The 19,172-nt window shown below is 60.1% G+C and carries 18 protein-coding genes; 9 read left to right on the top strand and 9 right to left on the bottom strand.

The features are described from left to right. The first annotated feature begins 2 nt into the window (after nt 1-2). Together AC1DOG_RS05465 and AC1DOG_RS05460 are read left to right on the top strand one after the other, a co-directional pair. Entirely contained in the window at nt 3-860 is an 858-nt protein-coding gene (locus AC1DOG_RS05465) for an ABC transporter permease (RefSeq protein ID WP_112819994.1), read from the top strand. 1 nt (nt 861) lies between these two features. Next, complete coding sequence (locus AC1DOG_RS05460) at nt 862-1,644, top strand: ABC transporter ATP-binding protein (RefSeq protein ID WP_112819996.1); 783 nt, start codon at nt 862-864, stop codon at nt 1,642-1,644. Here the strand turns inward: AC1DOG_RS05460 and AC1DOG_RS05455 are convergent. Next, nucleotides 1,641-3,650 (bottom strand): N,N-dimethylformamidase beta subunit family domain-containing protein, encoded by a 2,010-nt coding sequence (locus AC1DOG_RS05455; protein ID WP_477927030.1) that lies wholly within the window; start codon nt 3,648-3,650, stop codon nt 1,641-1,643. The two genes, AC1DOG_RS05460 and AC1DOG_RS05455, sit on opposite strands and share 4 nt — an antisense overlap. Nucleotides 3,651-3,999: 349 nt before the next feature. Here AC1DOG_RS05455 and AC1DOG_RS05450 point away from each other — a divergent pair, with 349 nt between their 5' ends. Beyond that, entirely contained in the window at nt 4,000-4,227 is a 228-nt protein-coding gene (locus AC1DOG_RS05450) for a hypothetical protein (protein WP_477927029.1), read from the top strand. Nucleotides 4,228-4,274: 47 nt separating this feature from the next. Here AC1DOG_RS05450 and AC1DOG_RS05445 read toward each other — a convergent pair whose 3' ends face one another. Next, on the bottom strand, nt 4,275-4,889 hold the full coding sequence (locus AC1DOG_RS05445; RefSeq protein WP_112943325.1) for a biliverdin-producing heme oxygenase: 615 nt from the start codon (nt 4,887-4,889) through the stop codon (nt 4,275-4,277). Between the two features lie 153 nt (nt 4,890-5,042). Continuing rightward, nucleotides 5,043-7,979, bottom strand: coding sequence for a PAS domain-containing protein (locus AC1DOG_RS05440; protein WP_112943326.1), 2,937 nt, complete (start codon nt 7,977-7,979; stop codon nt 5,043-5,045). A 283-nt stretch (nt 7,980-8,262) separates the two neighbouring features. On the opposite strand from AC1DOG_RS05440, the gene AC1DOG_RS05435 reads away from it, so the two are divergent. Further along, on the top strand, nt 8,263-8,409 hold the full coding sequence (locus AC1DOG_RS05435) for a hypothetical protein (protein WP_477927028.1): 147 nt from the start codon (nt 8,263-8,265) through the stop codon (nt 8,407-8,409). 104 nt (nt 8,410-8,513) lie between these two features. Here the strand turns inward: AC1DOG_RS05435 and AC1DOG_RS05430 are convergent, their stop codons facing one another. From AC1DOG_RS05430 to AC1DOG_RS05420, 3 genes are all read right to left on the bottom strand, one after another. Beyond that, complete coding sequence (locus AC1DOG_RS05430; RefSeq protein WP_477927027.1) at nt 8,514-10,682, bottom strand: TonB-dependent siderophore receptor; 2,169 nt, start codon at nt 10,680-10,682, stop codon at nt 8,514-8,516. A 171-nt stretch (nt 10,683-10,853) separates the two neighbouring features. Further along, the gene (locus AC1DOG_RS05425; protein ID WP_113009063.1) at nt 10,854-11,738 is read right to left on the bottom strand and encodes a helix-turn-helix domain-containing protein; all 885 of its coding nucleotides are present in this window, start codon (nt 11,736-11,738) and stop codon (nt 10,854-10,856) included. Between the two features lie 118 nt (nt 11,739-11,856). Continuing rightward, entirely contained in the window at nt 11,857-12,870 is a 1,014-nt protein-coding gene (locus tag AC1DOG_RS05420) for a LacI family DNA-binding transcriptional regulator (protein WP_112943329.1), read from the bottom strand. Nucleotides 12,871-13,063: 193 nt separating this feature from the next. On the opposite strand from AC1DOG_RS05420, the gene AC1DOG_RS05415 reads away from it, so the two are divergent. From AC1DOG_RS05415 to AC1DOG_RS05395, 5 genes are all read left to right on the top strand, one after another. Continuing rightward, nucleotides 13,064-13,864: an inositol monophosphatase family protein gene (locus AC1DOG_RS05415; RefSeq protein ID WP_477927026.1), complete on the top strand. Its 801-nt coding sequence runs from the start codon at nt 13,064-13,066 to the stop codon at nt 13,862-13,864. Nucleotides 13,865-13,991: 127 nt separating this feature from the next. Then, nucleotides 13,992-14,909 (top strand): DnaJ C-terminal domain-containing protein, encoded by a 918-nt coding sequence (locus tag AC1DOG_RS05410; protein ID WP_112820016.1) that lies wholly within the window; start codon nt 13,992-13,994, stop codon nt 14,907-14,909. A 2-nt stretch (nt 14,910-14,911) separates the two neighbouring features. Further along, a complete protein-coding gene (locus AC1DOG_RS05405) occupies nt 14,912-15,241 on the top strand; it encodes a chaperone modulator CbpM (protein ID WP_112436559.1) in 330 nt (109 codons plus the stop codon). A 53-nt stretch (nt 15,242-15,294) separates the two neighbouring features. Then, a complete protein-coding gene (locus tag AC1DOG_RS05400; RefSeq protein ID WP_113168212.1) occupies nt 15,295-15,789 on the top strand; it encodes a cupin domain-containing protein in 495 nt (164 codons plus the stop codon). Between the two features lie 601 nt (nt 15,790-16,390). After that, the gene (locus tag AC1DOG_RS05395) at nt 16,391-16,789 is read left to right on the top strand and encodes a helix-turn-helix domain-containing protein (protein ID WP_018896782.1); all 399 of its coding nucleotides are present in this window, start codon (nt 16,391-16,393) and stop codon (nt 16,787-16,789) included. A gap of 27 nt (nt 16,790-16,816) precedes the next feature. Here AC1DOG_RS05395 and AC1DOG_RS05390 read toward each other — a convergent pair whose 3' ends face one another. The 3 genes from AC1DOG_RS05390 to AC1DOG_RS05380 all read right to left on the bottom strand — a co-directional run bounded on the left by AC1DOG_RS05390 (nt 16,817) and on the right by AC1DOG_RS05380 (nt 19,162). After that, entirely contained in the window at nt 16,817-17,086 is a 270-nt protein-coding gene (locus AC1DOG_RS05390) for a hypothetical protein (protein ID WP_018896781.1), read from the bottom strand. Between the two features lie 79 nt (nt 17,087-17,165). Further along, complete coding sequence (locus tag AC1DOG_RS05385) at nt 17,166-17,909, bottom strand: TfuA-like protein (RefSeq protein WP_112943332.1); 744 nt, start codon at nt 17,907-17,909, stop codon at nt 17,166-17,168. After that, entirely contained in the window at nt 17,906-19,162 is a 1,257-nt protein-coding gene (locus AC1DOG_RS05380; RefSeq protein ID WP_477927025.1) for a YcaO-like family protein, read from the bottom strand. The genes AC1DOG_RS05385 and AC1DOG_RS05380 overlap by 4 nt, the downstream gene beginning before the upstream one ends. Between the last annotated feature and the right edge of the window lie 10 nt (nt 19,163-19,172).

Here is a 19,172-nt window from a genome sequence, read left to right as displayed (position 1 = left end):
CCATGTCGGCATCACAATCCTCGTCTGCCAGCACCGACACCCGCGCGCAGTCGCGCGCGGGTGTCGGACGACCGCCCAGTGCATTTCGCATCGGTGATCCGCTTGGCGCAAAAACGTTCCTCCTGATCGCAGTGTGCGTCTTCGCACTGCTGTTTGCCTTTTGGTGGTCAGCAACCGCGACCGGCTGGGTCAAGCCCATTTTCCTTCCGAGCCCGGGCGCTGTCTGGACCAAGATGGTGGAACTGACGCTTGACGGGACGTTGCTGAACGATGCCGGCATCAGCATCTATAGAATGCTCGTTGGCTTCGCGCTGGCATCGCTGATGGCGATCCCGATCGGCATCATGATCGGCTGCTACCGCACCTGGGAAGCGGCGATCGAACCATTTATCGACTTCGTGCGCTACATGCCTGTCGTCGCTTTCGTGCCACTGACGATCCTGTGGGCCGGAACCAGCGACATCCAGAAATTCGTCATCATCTGGATCGGCACGTTCTTCCAGCAAGTGCTGATGGTGATGGACAGCGTCAAGCGCGTCCCGCCCGACTTCGTTGGGCTTGGACGAACGCTTGGTCTTTCGGAACCGAAGATCCTCTGGCGCATCGTTCTTCCGTCGTCGCTGCCGGGGATCTGGGACACTCTCCGGATCAGCATGGGTTGGGCCTGGACGTGGCTCGTTCTGGCCGAGCTTGTCGCGGCCACCTCGGGGCTTGGCTACCGCATCGTTGTGTCCCAGCGCTATTTCCAGACGCAGACGATCATCGGCTACATCCTGCTTCTTGGCATACTTGGCCTGATCACCGATCAGAGCATGAAAGCTCTCGAGCGTGTTTTCTTCCGTTATACGTCGAGACATTGATATGACTGAACCGAAACTAAAGATCCAAGCGCTCAACAAGTGGTACGGATCGGGCAAGCGAAGCGTTCACGCCCTCAGCGACATCGATCTGGAACTGGCGGACAACGAGTTCGTGTCGCTGGTCGGCGCTTCCGGCTGCGGCAAGAGCACGCTTCTGTCGATCGTCGCCGGCCTGCAGAAGTTCAACGACGGAGTGCTCCTGACCGATGGCGCGCCGATCGTGGGACCCGGCCTCGATCGCGGCGTTGTCTTCCAGTCCTACACGCTGCTGCCCTGGCTGACCGCGCAGCAGAATGTCGAGTTCGCCCTTCAGGCGGCGGGCCTATCGGCTGCCGAACGCAGAGAAGTCGCGCGGCACCATATCAATCTGGTCAAGCTCGACCGTTTCGCCGATGCCTTCCCGTCGCAGCTATCCGGCGGCATGAAGCAGCGCGTCGCCATCGCACGAGCGCTGTCCTACAGGCCAAAGATGCTGCTGATGGACGAGCCCTTCGGGGCGCTGGATGCGCTGACCCGCCATCAGATGCAGGAACTGCTGACGCAGATCTGGGAAGAGCACCGCCTGACCGTGCTGTTTGTCACCCATGACGTCGAAGAGGCCGTCTACCTTTCCGACCGCATCATTTCGATGAGCATCAATCCCGGCCGAATCAACGCAACCTTCCACGTCGGCCTGGCGCGCCCGCGACATCAGGACATGATCTCGACCTCGGACTTCATCTCCATTCAGAAGGAAGTGCTGGCGGCGATCCGCGCGGGTTCGCAGCAGGATGATGCACTCTAAGCTGTGAACCGGCCGACGAGATTGAGCATAATGCGGCCGACATCATTATCTTTTCCCGCCGCCGGCAGCGCGCCGATCCACGCAACGGAGCTGGCGGAAAAAACCAATCCGCCGGCATCGTGACGGTAAATCGTCATATCCGATCGCCGCATCGCGGCCCGCTCCGCTTCGCCATCGGCAAGCCAAAGATCGGGACGCACCTGAAAGCTGTCGTCGAAACCATCGGCGACCGCCAGCCGAACCAGGTTGGCTGGGGTTTCCTCCGAACGCAGCACCGCATCCACCTCGTATCCCGCCGCGCCGCCGAGTACCGTGCCACTATCGCCGAAGGCCTCGCCGACACCGTCGAACAGCCATGCATGTTCGCCGCCGTAACTCCCTTCCAGCCGGCGGTATGGTCGCGATGGACCAAAGCTCATGATCACATAGGTGACGCCAACAAGCGCCTGGGGATGACGGTTGCCGCGATCTTCCCAGTTTCCGCCCAGCTCGCCCGTCATCGAGAGGTGCATTTCGCCCGGCCGGCCACTCCAGATATCGTTCTTGCCGCGCCGCAGTTCCATGTTGTCGCCGTCAAAGGCGACCACCCAATAAAAGCCGTTACCACCGAGATAACCGAGGCTTCCGCCGGCCGCGAGATAGCGATCCAACCCGCTCATCATCGCGGACGACCAGTATTCCGGATGACTGCCTGTCAGCACCAGGCTGTAGGCCGACAGGCTCTCCAAGCCTTCGTCGTGAAGATCGTGATCGGTCAGCACATCGACCGCGATGCCATGGCGCGCGTAGAATTTCAGCAGCTGCAGATCGACAGAAAGAAGATGCGGCGAGTTCGACAGAGGGTAGTGATAGTCGTCCCTCAACGTCGCGCGCGGGCGCCGGCTCGAGGTCAGGCTGACGCCGCTGAGGTCGCTGTGGGTGTCGTATAGGCTGAGGAAATTGTTGTCGATCGCGAACAGGTGGGCGCGGTCGCTGCCATGCCAGGGGTAGCGATGCGGCGGCAGTTGTTCGTCGGCGTAAGCGAGATAGGTCGCCGTCGGCAGCAGCACTGCCACGTTCGATTGAGGCTCTGTCGGGCGAACGAAGAATGGTAGCCTCTCCACGCCGCGATCGGTCCCTATCTCAAGCGCATAGACACCGGGTCGGGCATCCTCGGGGATGTGAACAGTCAGATCCGCCGCCCAGTCGAAACCGCCGAAATCATCGTCGTGCAGGTGGATGGAATCGAAATGATCGGGATCCAGACGGGGATCATGGATTTCACCGGAAAAGCGCGGCGAGGCGACGGCAAATGTCGGCGCATTGTGGAGGATGATCGCAGGATCACTTTGCTGGACAGGCCGAATATCGCCCATCGGCCCGCGCGTGGGAAAGCGCCATTCCGTCTCGTGGCTGGCGCTGATTAACCGGATGCGGCCGAGCCTGCCGTTCAAGGTCTGTCGCGAGCGATCCGCGGCACCGCCGATACAGATCAGCCCGGCGGTATCTGCCGCGACGAGCGGGATCGTCCGTACCGCTACGGCCTGCTGGTCAGCACGCCTAACCCTGTAACCGATCGCGCTCGGCGAAACGGAGACGTCGAGTTGATACCATCGCTCGTTGCGGACTTCGGCAACGGTATGGCTCTGACCATCAATCACGGCAACCAGACGGCCATCCGGCGCCAGGCTGAGAAGCAGGGAACCGATCGCGATAACCGGCTTCGATGTCTCGTTCCTGGTGAAGAGGATTTCGAGGGATAGTTCATAGACATCAGACCGAAGAGCCGTAGCCGGGATCTCGGCCCAGGAGCCGAGTTCGTACTCCCGGATGGAGAGCGTGGTCGAATGCCGTGCGATCTCCCATTCGACGGCTACCACCTCGTCGCGATCAAGCGTGACGATCCTGACGCTTGCGTTCGGATCGGCGCAGGACAGAAAACCACCCGTGGCGCCRCCGGCCTTCACGCTCCAAGGCTCGATGAAACCAATCGCAGCCATTGCGTCGTGGTTCAATTGCTTTCGCATGCAGGCACACCCCGTATTCTCAAAGTAGGGGCGGCAATCCGATGGCGACCCAGTATCGGCGGGAGTTTTGTCTATACATCTTCATGCCGTCAAGCGCTCCGCCGGCTGAGATATTCTTGCGATGCGTACCAAACCGACAGATTCTGACCTGTTAACGACGAGGGCAATAGGCTAAGAGCGCTTTGGCCGCATCCGTTTTCCCCGATGCGGCCGAAACTTCAGCCTCGCCCCTACGCGAGGCTTTTCTTTGTCCGCCAACCATTCTTCAATACGTGGACAACCCTTTCACAGCGTTGAGTTTTTTATCTCCCCAATGCACGATATGCGCAATGCGAGGGAGACTCACATAATGCGTTCAGGATTGGGGACGATCACCATTGCCGATGACGGGCATAACGGCCATGTTGCCTACGAAATGACAGAGAAGGACGGGCTGTTGTTTGCCGGCGAAGAATTGCTGCGGCGCGCGAAGGCCGCCAAGCAAGTAATTTTCCGACCGCTTGCCGCGACGACCGAACACCGAATCCGCATCGGAAGCGTCGATGCAAGCTGCGCCAATTTTATGGTGATCAGCTGAGCCGACTGCGTCGTCGGTTCACGTGAGATTGGTAGAACCCGCCCATTTCAACGCTCCGAGAAGGCAAGCTCAGCGAAATCATAGACACGCGCGAAGGCAGCGTCCGCTCCATCGATGACGGCCCGCTCCTCTCCATCGCTCAGTTCCACGCTGTCGAGCGCTGCGGTAAACGTTCGCCAATGCAGGCCACGCCCTTCAGGAGCACCTGCAAGATGGCGCGCGCCCATCGTCTCGTCGAGACCGAGCTTGGCCGCATATTTCAAAAGGAATGCAGCACCAAGATTGGACCCTTCGATCACGTATAGCCATCCAAGGGAATCGCCGAGTGCGACCTTGTCTCCCTTGGTGAATGTCGGAGTGCACATCGACTGCGGGACTGCGATCCCGAGATCGGCAAGGTCCTGCTCTATGAACGTCAAACGACGACGACCGGAGAGATCTGGCAGCAAAGCGCCGAGCTCTTGATTGAAGAATAGGGCATCGAGATCACGGTGAAACAGGTACTGCATGGTGACGAACCGGCCGTAGCTCTCGCGATCTGTGAAGGGATTAGCCTGCATGATGCGCTTGTCCAGTCGTTCGTGCGCTGCATGCGTCGCAGCCTTCAGTCGCTGAGTACGCTTTTCCTCGGGCACCGCCGAAATTTCCGTGGCAATCGACATTGTATTCCGTCCTTCAGTCAGTTCTCGGCCATTGAGCTTGCGCCCAGCCAGGTTTTTGCGCCTCGCTTCTGCGAAGCCAAGCCGTGATATCGAATGCCGATCGAGGGCCCAGCATTATCACCCATCCACCGCCCAAATGGGACCGGACAGCATTTAGCGCTTGGTTGCCCAAGCGCGCTCAACGGCCGATTTCAATTCCATCTCGGAATAGGGTTTGCGCAGGAGGAGAGCCTTCGACGGAGCGCCCGTCGGTAGACTGTGTTCTCCCGTAGCGAATACAATGGCGACGTTTGGATACAGACGGCGTACGGCCGCAGCCAGATCGACGCCGCTGACATCAGGTAATCCGATGTCCGCGACCAGTACGTCGATCTCGTTTCCCTGCAAGAACTCGAGCGCCTCCGCGCCATCTGCCGCCTCCGTCACCTGGTGCCCGAGTTCGAGCAGCATTTCAGCTGTGTTGGAGCGGATCAGGAAATCGTCCTCGACAAGCAGAATTCGTGGGACCACCGCAGCCACAGGCTCGTCGATCGGTGCCGCGCTGCGCGGCGAGGAGGCCTGGCTGATCTGCTTCTGGTTGGCGATCACATGGCGGAGCCGGCGCGCCAACGCCTCCCGCGTATAGGGCTTCGATAGCAACTCGACACCCGGGTCGAGCCTTCCGCCGTGAACGATCGAGTTTTCCGTATAGCCTGACGTAAAGAGCACTGCCACACCGGGCAGCCGCTCCTTCGCGCGGCGCGCCATCTCACTGCTCTTCAGCGGCCCGGGCATGACGACGTCGGTGAAGATCACGTCGATTTGCATGCCACTTTCGATCACATTCAGTCCGGCCTGCGCGTCCTTCGCAGTCAATACGCTGTAGCCGAGATCGGACAGCGTCTCGACGACGATCGCGCGGACTTCCTCATCATCTTCGACGACAAGCACCGTTTCCGTGCCGCCCACCACAGGCCCGCCATGCACTGTCACCTCGCGGTCCTCGTCGGCAACGGAACGCGGCAGATAGATGCGCACCGTCGTTCCCTGATCTACCTCGCTGTAGATCTTCACATGTCCGCCCGACTGCTTGACGAAGCCATAGACCATGGACAGCCCGAGCCCAGTTCCCTTGCCTTCTGGCTTGGTCGAGAAGAACGGCTCGAACACCTTGTTCAAGATTTCAGGCGCCATACCCGTGCCGGTGTCGGTGACAGCGAGCATCACATACTGACCCGGCATGACCTCCTGATGGCTGCGCGCATATTCCTGGTCGAGCGCCGCGTTGCCCATCTCTATCGTCAACTTGCCGGAACCGTTCATAGCGTCGCGCGCGTTGATCGCGAGGTTGAGCAGCGCGTTTTCCACCTGCGTGGGATCGGCATAGGTGTTCCACAGCCCGCCACTGGTAATGACCTCTATCTCGACCGCTTCGCCCAACGAACGCCGCAGCAGATCGTCCATTCCGCCGATGAAGCGGGCGATATTGATAACCCGAGGTTCGAGCGCCTGCCTGCGACCGAAGGCGAGCAGCTGGCTTGCGAGCTTCGCACCGCGGTTGACGCCTGCAAGCGCATTGGCCAAGCGCCGCTCCGCCCGCTCATTGCCCGTCAGATCCTTGGACAGGAGCTGCAGGTTACCCGAGACCACCTGAAGAAGATTGTTGAAGTCGTGCGCCACGCCGCCCGTCAACTGGCCAATCGCTTCCATTTTCTGCGCTTGTTGCAACGCGCGCTCGGTTTGATGGCGCTCGGCGATTTCGGCTTCAACTCGCGCCTCAAGGCTTTCGTTCAGCTGCCGCAGCTGCTCTTCGGCTCTCACGCGGTGGCGAACCTGGCGCTCGAGGCTTGTGGCGTGCTCCTGAAGGCTGGCCTCTGCCTCGCGCTGTTCGGTAATATCAGTATGAACACCGACCCATTCCTCGATCTCGCCCGAAACATCTAAGATCGGCACGCCGCGAATGGCGAACGTCCGGTAGACGCCATCGGCGCGCCGGACCCTGTGCTCATGAACATAGGTGGCCTTTGCCGCGACCGCCGCCTTCCAGCTTTCGACCGAGCCGTCCTGGTCATCCGGGTGCACGGCGTCCGCCCAGCCGTAACCCTGGTAGCTCTCGAACGGCTGCCCAGTCAGCGCCGACCATGCCGGCTGCTCACCGAGCATGCGGCCGTCGGCGGCGTTCGTCCAGATCACACCGTGGACGGCATTCACCGCCGCGCGGAAACGGCCGTTGCTCCGTTGCAAGGCTACTTCGGACCGCTTGCGATCCTCAATATCGATCATCACCACATAGATGCCTTCGACATCGCCGCCTGAAGCCCGCCGGGGCACATAGCGTATCTCGACATTGCGATCCGTTCCATCCGGCCGGGTGATGGATGTATCGGTGATGATGCGGTCGCCGGCCATCGCCTGCTCGACCAGGGGAAGGCGTGTCTGATAGCTGGTCTGGCCAATCACCTCAGCCACATGCTTGCCGACCACATCGGCTGCGTCGAGGCCGAACCATTCCACGTAGCCCTGGTTGGCGAAGCGGTAGATATGGCTGCGATCGATGAAACCGACGAGGATGGGGAGCGCATCCGTCAGCCGTTTCAGCTCCTCGCGGCTTTCCGCAAGCTCGGCCACCGCCTTCACCTTGTCGGTATTTTCGAGCACCGTGCAGAGAACGCCGTTCACCTTGCCGTCGTCATCATAGATCGGCGTGTAGAATAGGTCGAAAACGACTTCCTCAGGGAGGCCGTGGCGATGCAGAACCATCTTCTGGTCGCGGTATGACTGGACCTCACCGCGGAAGCCGGCCTCGAGAATCTTGCTGTTCCAGTCCCAGATCTCCGGCCATATCCCGGGGACCGTCGCGCCGAGCGCGCGCGGATGATAATTGCCGGCAATTTCCACGTAGCCGTCGTTGTAGATCATGACATGATCATCGCCCCACATCAGCACCTGCGGGATGGGCGAATTGACGATCGAATTGACCTTGATTCTCAGGTTCTGCGGCCACTCGCTGATCGGGCCAAGCGAGGTTGCCGCCCAATCGAAACGGCGAACAAGTTCTCCGGTCTCGCCGCCGCCGATGGGCCAATGGCCGGACGTGAACTGATAAGTCATAAAGCCACCAAATGAACCAGAAATTCTCTTGTTTCATAGGGGACGGGAATGACCCTGTCCATGGCGCTAGGGCGAGAACAAGCGCGCCAGCAGGCATAATATTTTGGCGCTGACGCGCGCCGGAAAACCGCTAAATGCAGAAGATGGAACGACGGCCGTTGGAGTTGCACTTCGGTTGCCATAAGCAGAAAAAAGACAGCCGACGCGATCACCGGCTTTTTCATTTAAGTTGACGCTGCTATGGGAGCATGATGTCGTCCGTTAGAACGAGGAAACAGGCGAGATGAGCGATAACGTCATCCAGTTCCGCAAACCCGCGCCACAAAAGACCCCGAAGCCGCCACGCCCATGGCTGCGCAAGCTGATCTCGATCGTCGTGGTGATCGCCGCCTTTGTCGCGGCTTGGATCTATTTCAAGCTGGCTGGCTGATCCGGCCACCCGCAAGTCGCATTTAAGACTCGACCGCATTAAAACGAAAACGGCTGGAGAGCGAAACAGATCGCTCTCCAGCCGTTTTCACGAGTACGGTCAGCTTACCACTTCTTGGCAAGCTTGAAGATGAAAGTCCGGGCATCGCCGTAGCCGCAGGCGCCTTCAGTGCGGCAAGCCTCGACATATTCCTTGTCGAACAGGTTGGCGACGTTGAGCGATGCCGTCCAGTTTTCCTTTTCGTAGCGGATCGCCGCGTCGAACACGGTCGATTCCGGAACGCGAAGCGTGTTGGCCTCATCCGCCCAGGAACGACCCTTGTGGCGAACGCCGGCGCCGAGGCTGAGGCCTTCGAGCGGGCCGTTCGTCACAGTGTAATCGACCCACATGGAAGCCGTATAGTCAGGCACGACGTAAGGCGTCTTGCCGATCAGGCCGGGGTTCGGGTCGTTCTGTTTAACGGTCACGTCGGTCGCGGCGAAGGCGCCGAGCAGCTTCCAGTTGTCGTCGATGTTGACCTTGGCTTCGAGCTCAAAGCCCTTCGATTCCACTTCGCCGAGCTGGTCGGTAAAGGGCGCGACCGGGATAGAGACAGAGTTGTTGCGCTTGTTGATGTGGAAGACGGAGGCGGTGAAGGACGCATCCATGAAGGTCGGCTCATACTTGATGCCGGCTTCATACTGTTCGCCCTCTTCCGGCTTCAGCGGCCCGTGTCCGCCACGGCCGACCAGCGGGTTGAAGAAGGTCGCGGCGCTGACATAGGGCGTCAGGCCGTTGTCGAACTCGTATGCAAGACCGGCGCGGCCGCTCCAGGCGCCGTCGGAATCCTCGAAGCTGTTAGAAGACGCCAGCCGATCCTTGAAATCGGTATTGACGTGATCGTAGCGGCCGTTGAGCGTTGCCAGCCAACCATCGCCGAAATGGATCTGATCCTGCGCGTAAAGGCCGATCTGATTCATGGTGACTTGCTCGCTGTAGAGCGGGTCCATCGGCAGCTGCGGGAGGCCGTAAACGGGGTTCGTCACGCTGAGCGAGCCGGAGCCGAACTTGTTGTTCTGCACGTTGTCGATGCGGTACAGGCGGTAGTCGACGCCCAGCATGACCTTGTGCTCGGTGCCGCCGAGATCGAAAGTGTTTTCGATGCGGTTATCCCAGGCCAGCGTATCGACGGAGGTGTCGCCCTCGAAGTTAAGAAGCTGAAGGTCTGTCGGACCGGACCACAGATAAGGATAGACAAGGCGCTCGTACTTATCGAGATGGCCGTAACGGGCATTCGACGAGTATTTCCAGCCGCCCTCGAACTCGTGCTCGAACTCGTAGCCGATCATCTGCTGATCGTAGCGGCCGGTATCGATATCCGGATCACCGGGGAAGAAGCGGCGCGAGATCTTGCCGACGCCGGGCTGGTCGACGACCGTACCTTCGTAGGGCAGGAAGCCATTGCCCGTGTGAACCTGATCAAGACCACCGGCATAGGCCCAGACGGTCAGGCTTGTCGTATCATCCGGCGAGATGGTCAGCTGCGGCATGACGAAGCCGCGCAGATCATGGGTGTAATCGGTATAGCCGTCACCGCCGGCGATCTTGCCGGTCAGGCGATAGGTCATCGTGTCGCTCGACCCGACCTTGTCGGAAACGTCGAAGCCGGTGAAGGCGTTGCCATTCGAGTTGATGCCGATTTCGGTGTAATAGAGCGGATCGTCGGTCGGCCGCTTTCTGATCATATCGATGATGCCGCCGGCATTGGCGCCACCATAGAGAACCGAAGCCGGACCCTTCAGGACGTCAACGCGCTCCAGCATGAAGGGATCAATCTGGAAGTTGCCAAAACCATAGGAAAACAGGTTGAGGCCATCGAGATAGACACCGCTCTGTCCGGCATCGAAACCACGGATGTAGAACCAGTCAGTATCAGGATCGGTGCCGAAGGTCTGCGTGGCGACGCCCGCCGTGTAACGCAGGGCCTCATCGACCTTGTTGATGACAGCCCGATCATCGAGCTCCTGGCGGCCGACGACCGAGACGGACTGCGGTATTTCGTTGATTGGCGTATCCGTCTTCGAGCCCGCCGTGCTCTTCTTGGCCACATAGCCCTTCACCGGGCCGGTTGCCTCGCTGGCGCCGTCAGCCGCCGCAGTTCCGGCGCCCTGGATGACGACGGGCTTCAGCTCGGTCGCATCCTGCGCTACTGCGAACGTGGCGCTCGCGCCGAAGATGGCGACACCCGCCAGAAGCTTTGCCTTGAAGATCACTCGGTCTGCTCTCGCACCCATATTTGTCGTCACCCTACTCACGCCACCGTCATCCCAACGGCCCGGCCAACATCACGAATAAGATGAGTGATTAACTCAATTTTAACGGCCCAGCTTGTCGCGATCCCGGACGAATTGAATGTTTTTGGGCAATTTTTTGCGGAGCGGCCAAACGCTCACTCAGTGTGTCGTTCAAGCAACGTGGGCCTTTTTCCAGGTGGCGGGCGGCGTTCCGATATTCTTGCGGAAAACGCGCGTGAAATGCGCCTGGTCCGAAAAACCGGTCTCGGCTGCGATGACCATGAGCGGCTGGTCGCCGTTCAGCAGGAGCTCTTTCGCCCGCTCCAGCCGCGCATTCATCTGCCACTGATGCGGCGCCATGCCGGTGGATGCCTTGAAGGCATGGCTGAAGTGGGATTGCGAGAGCCCGGCGAGCGTCGCAAGCTCTTCCAGCCGAATATTGCGCATGCAGTTCTCGGTGATGAAATCCGTTGCCTTGCGCAATTGCCATGAAGCGAGCTTGCTGCGCTTGCGCACCTCGCTTTTCCCAAGCTTCATCACGTCGATGATCAGCGCTAGCGCCAGACCGTCGCCATAGAGATCGTGCAACGGCGCCGGATTCATGCATTCGGCCGCGATCATGCGCGACAGCGTCAGCACGCGCTCGTCGGAAAACAATAAGCGCGGGCTCGTCAGCCGATCGGGATCGAGCTCCTCCATCAAACGGCGCGCGACCATCTCGGCGTCGAAATGCAGATCCAGGTGACGAAGAAATTGCACGTTCTTCAGATTGGCCCAGAGCTCCATTCCCGCAGGCACATAGGAAATCGGCTGATTCTCGTCCTCTTCCGCGGCACCCGCACCCTTTGAACTCAGCTTCATCGTCGAACGGCCGGCGCCATTCATGTCGAGAAGGATAAAAAGCCTGGGATCATTGGACACATAGTAACCGCCGGCATAGGGCGCGCACTCCACATCCCAAACATCCGCAACGATGCCGTTCCAGGATCGCCTGTGAAGGCCGCCGACGACGGAGAAACCTTCGATCTTGTTCTGCATGCGGGGCTGAAATGTCATGGATGGGCGCGCACTATACCTTCTTAATAAAGTCAAGTTTAAAGCAAGCGCTGATCTAACGCAATCCCGCGCTATAAAAGCCCCCATATTTTAAGGCGCGGTGGCCGTGCGACTTCGATCAGCCCTTGCGGATGGACCCGCGCCAGATGAGTTCGGCTTTCAAGCGAACCGAATGAGCTCCTTCCGGCTCGTCCTCATGGCCACCGGTAGCAAGCCACTTTACCGCCTGCGTGGCGATCGCCATAACCGGCTGCGCGAAGGTCGTGAGATTGAAGGAAGACCACGACGCCTGCTCAATATCGTCAAAGCCGGCAACGCACAGCTGATCCGGGATCGACAGACCGAACTGGTGACGCGCGGCATCCATGAAACCGAAGGCGAGCAAATCGGTGGCGCAGAACACGCCATCAGGCCGCTCGGCGCGCGTCAACATACGCTGCGCAAGCACCCGACCCGCCTCGTATCCCGTCGATCCATAGCGCTCGACGACGACCTCGAGGCCGAGCTTTGTGGCGGCAGCGATAAAGCCGCGCTCGCGACCCATCAAGCTTGGCGTCCCAGCTTCGGAGTTCGCGAAAGCGAGGGTCTTGCACCCCGCGCGCACGAATGCGGTCGCGATCCTGCCGCCGGACTCGTAGTCGTCGAGGTTGATCTTCAACGGACCGGGCTGGTCGTCATCGCGGTTGATCAGCACCAGGCGCTGGCCGCTGCGGAGGCAAAGCTGGGTGATCGACTTATCCGGCAGTCCGGAGAGGATGATCGAGGCATCGGCCCGGTAGCGGATAGCCTGCTGCAGCGCGCGGTCGACGCTGCCGTCCGAGCGATCAGTGTTGACAAACATCGCGACCTTGCCGGCGTTCTGCAACTGGATTGTCAGTTCCCGCAACAGCGCCGAGCGATACGGCGTCGCGACATCGGAAACGATCAGGCACACGATGCCGCTCTCATTTCGCATCAGGCCGCGGGCGAGATGATTGACGTGATAGCCGAGTGCCTCAGCTGCTTCCAGCACCCGCCTGCGGGTGTCAGCGGATACGCTGGCTCCGGGCGTAAAGGTTCGTGATACGGCGGAACGTGATACCCCTGCCCTCTCGGCAACTTCTTGCGCGCTGACGAATAACTTAGACGGCATAGCGATCCTTTTGTTGCACGCACCTTTGCATCGAGTTGCACTTGCGTGCAATCCGTAACGACCCTAGCCAATATGAAGTTTTCATGACGAATATTGACATCACACACGGCGATGTGTTCGCTTTGCACGCGCTTGCAAGCGCGACTTTCAGCGGCTGTATCCAGCCATCGTTTCCAATAAAGGACATGTTGCGATGACATTGCGCGTTATTGCAGGGCTCGAAGCACGTCTGGCCCTAGCCGCGGCTGTTGCCCACGAGGCGGGCGCCGTGGCGCTCGATTATTTCAAGCGCCGCGACACTCTCGTGATTGAGACAAAACGCGACCCGCAGGACGTGGTGTCGATCGCTGACCGTGAGGTCGAGAACCTGATCCGCGCACGGTTCGCGGACGCCTATCCCGGAGATGGCGTTCTCGGCGAGGAGTATGGCCTGACATCAGGCACGTCGGGCTTCACCTGGGTGATTGATCCGATCGACGGCACAAGTCCCTTCGTCAGCGGCATGCCGAACTGGTGCGTCTCGATCGGCCTGCTGCACGACGATATGCCTGTCGTGGGCGTCATCGCCTCGCCTTGCCATGATGAGATATACGCCGCAGCCCTCGGCATGGGCGCCACCTTGAACGGCAAGAAGCTTGAACTCAGCCCCGACCGCAACATCCGCAACGCGGTGACCGGTATCGGCGCGAACAGCCATGTTTCGCCCGCCACAGTCGCCAAGATGGTCGAGGAACTGCTGGAAGCGGGCGGCAATTTTATTCGCAACGGTTCCGGCGCGCTCATGCTCGCCTATGTCGCCGCGGGCCGCCTCGTCGGATATTACGAGCCCTACATGCATGCCTGGGACTGCCTGGCCGGATATTGCCTCGTCCAAGAAGCCGGCGGCTGGTTCCATCCTTTCCCGACCAATGGAGAGGGATTGACCAAGGGTGCCAAGGTGCTCGCGGCGGGACCCGGCGCCATCGACGATCTCCGCAAGATCGCCGGCGTCTAAACACGCTCGCCTCGACGGCGGGCGCGAGAACAGAAGCGACATCGCGCCTCTCGTCCCACGCGATTTTGCAACCTATATATACATGCGAAGAATGCCGGCGATCCGCGCCGGCTGAACGGAGACCTGTATGAGCCGAGATCCGTACGAGCTTCTGGGCGTCAAAAAGGACGCTACGCAAAAAGAGATCCAGAGCGCGTTCCGCAAACTCGCCAAGAAACTGCACCCGGACCTTAACCCTGGCGACAAAAAGGCGGAGGACCGTTTCAAGGAAATCTCTGCCGCCTACGAGATCGTCGGCGATGAGGACAAGCGCAAGCGCTTCGACAAAGGCGAGATCGACATGACCGGCGCCGAGCAAGCGCAGCGCAACTACTATCGCGACTACGCCTCGCAGGCCGGTGCCGGCAGCCGCTATCAGAACAATGCCGGCTTTGCCGATTTCGGCGACAGCGACGACATATTCTCGAGCTTCTTCTCCGGACGCGGACGCAGCGGCGGGCAGTTCCGTTCGCAGGGGCAAAACCGGCAATACTCGATGGAAGTCGATTTTCTCGACGCCATCAACGGCACCAAGACACAGATACGCCTTCCCGATGGCCCGGCCCTCGACTTGCAGATCCCGGCGGGAACCCGCGACGGCCAGACGCTGCGCCTGAAGGGAAAGGGTGAGCCGGGGATCGGCGGCGGTCCGCCAGGTGACGCTTTGGTGGAGATCCGCGTTCGTCCGCACAAGGTTTATGTTCGCGATGGCGATGACATCCGCATCGATCTGCCGATATCGCTTCCTGAGGCGGTGCTCGGCGGCAAGGTGCGTGTGCCAACGCCATCGGGCGCGGTCAATCTGACGCTGCCCGCGAATTCCAGCAGCGGCAAGGTCTTGCGCCTGAAGGGCAAGGGCGCGCCGAAGCGCGGCGGCGGGGCCGGCGATATCTATGTGTCGCTGAAAGTCGTCTTGCCGGATGAGCCGGACCCGAAGCTTGCCGAATTCATGAGCGAGTGGACGCCGGCCAATCCGCAGAATCCGAGAAAAGGCATGGAGGAGTAGCCATGAATGATCTTGAATTCCGCCGAACCCTGAAGATCGACGTGACCGTGGTGGACGTATGGATTGAGCAGGGGTGGCTGATCCCCGAAGCGCATGATGGCGATCGTGAGTTCCGCGACGACGATGTCGCGCGCGCGCGGCTGATCCTCGACCTCACCCGCGATATGGGCGTCAACGAGGCCGGCGTCGACTTGATCATGGATCTCGTTGACCAGATACACGGGCTGCGCGGCACCGTCCGTGACATGCTTGGCGCCATGGAGCAGCAGGACGACGACGTACGCCGCCGGCTGCGTCGCAAACTCGACGCGCTGTCCACGCGAGCAGGCTGAACGGCGCAGCCTTGCGGGTAACAAAGGGACCGGACAAGAAAAGGAGACCATACTTGAACAACGATGACGGCTCCCACGACGCAGATTATCCGCATCAACCCATCGACTGGCGCGAACACGGCGTGAAGGTCATCCCGGGTAATGCGCTCGATCCGAACACCGCGCAGACCCCAGGCATGAACCGAGCAACGGCGATCAACAATGCCCGCGCCGGCGCTGAGAAGATTTGGGCCGGTACGGTCACGATCCACGCCAACGCGAAGACCGGCGCGCACCATCATGGTGACCTCGAAAGCATCATCTATGTGGTGAAGGGCAAGGCCCGCATGCGCTGGGGCGACAATCTTGAATTTACTGCCGAGGCCGGACCCGGAGACTTCATTTTCGTGCCGCCCTACGTGCCGCACCAGGAGATCAATGCGAGCCAAAACGAGACGCTCGAATGCGTCCTCGTGCGGTCCGGACAGGAGCCCGTGGTGGTCAATCTCGATATTGAACCGGTTGAACTGCCGGAAGACGTTCGGTGGATCGATCCGATACACAAATAATCCACTCTCGGTAGTGCGCTAACGAAGAATTGATCGACGGCGACATCCGAAATTCGCTTCAGATAATTCTTTCGTCTCGGCAGATGACGGTCATCGAGCCCCAAGGCCGAAATCGACGAGAAAACGACAGCCGGATCCATGTTTCCGTCCAGCACCTTACGTCAGAAGCACTGCCCAGCAGGGACTTTCGGTGGCCGGCGCGAACAAGCGCAGACCACAACAATAAGTTCAGAAGGTACTAATCCAATCTTCAATCCGCCGCGTACACCGTTTTGTTACTACCCGGAAACGCCCTAAAAAGACCGTTCCAGGCGGATATCAAGGCCTTCGATGCAAGTCTCAAATTCCGGCGATTTATCTACCGGAAGATGTATATAAGCCTCGTTTGGTCAAAACAAACCGGAATACTTACTTATGATTGCATTCGACGTCGCACAAATTTGCTGAACTACAGGCTTTTTTCAGTTGAAAGTCAGTGTCTTCAGGCACATGAGTTGGCGGGAATAAAAGTGAGCGGCACAATTGATCCGTTCAAATATCTTGGTAAGGTTGCCGCAGGGAATAATAAGCACGCCGCAACTGGCGTTAGAAGGATAAGGCCATGAAAGAAGCTCCGCATACCGTCGACGTTCACGTAGGCAAGACGATCCGCATCAAGCGCCTGATGCGCAAGGTTTCGCAGACCGAACTGGGTGACCGCGTCGGCGTCACGTTCCAGCAGATTCAGAAATACGAGAAGGGCTCGAACCGCGTTTCGGCAAGCATGCTGGTCGAAATCGCCGGTGCGCTCGATGTCGACGTCCGCTCCTTCTTCGAAGATATTTCGGCCAACGCCAATGACAATCCGACCCCGAGCGACGAATTCGTCGTATCGCGCGACGGTGTACTCCTGAACGCTGCCTTCCTGTCGATCAAGAACGAGCAGGTTCGCAAGAAGATCGTCAAGCTGGTGCAGGCAATTGCCGGCATGGAGCAGATCGAAAGCGAAGCCGCCGAATAAAGCGGCTTCGGCGGGTCCCATCAACGATTAGTGGCGCTCCAGTACGACGAGGTTTTCTCGCGCGTCTTTCATTGCCACTTTCGTCTTGGTACCGATCAGCTTCTCCAGATTCACGTCCAGCTCACGCTCCGGGTCGATTCCATCCCAATCGATGACGACCTGAAGCAGAGCCATGTTCGTCAGATGCGTCAGGTTGTTCAACTTGAGCTTCTGCGCTTCGTCCTTCGCGGCCGACAGCAAGCGGAAAATCCTCGCGTATTCGCTTCCGCTTCCCTCGTCCATCGTCTGAATGTTCATCTCGTCCGCTCCGCCTCTCTGAGACGCCCCAAACACCACTTTGGGGCTCCAGTGCTTCCATCATTCAGGCGTGGCGTTATTAGAGCGTTACAGGCGTTACCGGGGTGCTGATTTCCGCATGCAGCATCTCCCAGTGTGACGTTGCCGCGAAGCCCCAGTTGCGCTTTCCAGCGGTGAATTTCACGCTCTCGAGGTAATCCAGAACCATATCGGCATCGGCGCGCTTGCGCTCGATCTTGTTCGCACGAATCAATTTCACGATCTCCTTGGCGCGCATGGTGTTGTCGAAAGCGCAACCTTCCACCGCCTTCGGATAGGTGCGCTCGGAAAAATGCAGCGCGCGGCCCGCCAGAAGAAGCTTCTTGTATTCGCCCGACAACAGCAGGCCCTGCCTGTTCAGCGCGTCGATGGTCGGCTGATAATCGACCCACGGAACGGAGAGCGGCAGCCAGCCCAGCTCCGCCGGCGCGTGAACCAGCGCCACCGCCTCATCGTCGATGAGCCGGCCATCGGCGTAGTCGTCATAGATCGAGCCGATGCCGACCATGCCGAACGCCGAGCATTCAGCGGCTCTGAGCGCGCCCATGCTGGCGCCGCCTGCGACGACGACGTTCTGCTCGAGCGCGAAGAGGATTTCCTTGTGCCAGACGGACGGCATCTCGCCGAAATAGCCATCGACGATGCCGATGGCACGCGCGCCGTCACGCACCGCCTGCAGGATATCGCCTCGGGCGGCTGGCCCGCGAAACTCGATCGACAGATGCTCGGCCTGAAGCTTGTCGAGATCCCGGCCGAAGCTTGGTCCTGCGAAAATTACTCTCATGCCTGGGCTCCCTGCATGGCGCCGATCGCGCGCAAGCCAAGTTGAATGAATTCTCCGCTGACATCGACCTCGAGGCCGGGCACGATGACGCGGACAACGGAGACCGGAAGGCGCGGATGCGGGATCGGCAAGGTCACGACCTGCTCAATACCCCGCGCACGCAGCCGATCCAGAATGTGACGAATGGTCTGCTGGATGCTACGCTTGGCAGGCTCGGCAAAGCGCGGTGCGACCGGCGTCTCGTCGCAGAGTTCGATAAGTTGCTGCATCGGTCCGTCGCCATCGAGGCGCTGGTAGACGCGCGGCGAGAAGTCGTCACGGCTGCCGGCAATCGCCGTCAGCCGGCTCTGCGCTGCCTCGGTGATGGCGCGCAGCGCCGCGCGAACAGGATCGGGATGACAACCGCAGCCGCCGCAGACATTCGTCCAGCGCGCATCGACGCGGTCGCCGAGGTCGCCGGGAACGATGACAGCGAGAAAGCTCGGCACGCCGATATCGGTCGTCATATCAAGCAGCAGGAGCCGCATGCCGGCGCGGGCGATGCGGTCGGTGATGATGTCGATGACGGGATCGCCGAAGCCAGCCGGATCGATGCGCGAGCCGCGCAGTTCATCGAAGGGCCGCAGTTGCGTCAGCGCCCATGCGTCACGCTCGACCAGTTCGCACAGGCCGTGAAGTACGGCTTCGGCAGGGCGATTGCCCGATGCCAAGCCGTCGCTGGACTGCTCGAAGCCGGAAGGGCGCGTGCCACGATGGTCGAGGCCAACGAGCGACCACGGCACGAAAACCGGCGTGTCGTTCATGATGTCGAGGCCCTCGCTCCAGGCGAGCGGGCCCGTATCGATATCCGACGGCACGCAGCGCGCAACGGAATCGAGATCGATCATCGGCGCGCGCTCAGCCTTCATGCCGGCGAGCGTGGCGATCACCAGATCATCCGGTTGCATCTCGGCCACGCGGGTTTCGACCGCTTCCATGGCAGCCGAGGTCATCGCGGCGTCCTCGTCGATGCCCTTGCCCTGAAAGACGGACAGCGTGTAGCTGTTGGGGCGGGTCGCGAAGGCGACCGGAATTTCAAGAAGATCGAGCGCCGTCAACAAGCCGACGCGCGTTATTCCAAGCTCGGCAAAGTGCGGCTTGATCGCCGCGAATGTCTGTCCAGGCGTCAGGGAGCGGTCGTGGTAGGCGCTGACGCCCGCCGCGGAAAGGCTTAGATCCCCAGCCAGATACGTGAGTGCTGCCTGAACAGACATCCGCAAAAAC

The organism is Rhizobium sp. 01N48 (assembly GCF_056399145.1).
This window is presented reverse-complemented; position numbering and strand designations above follow the sequence as displayed.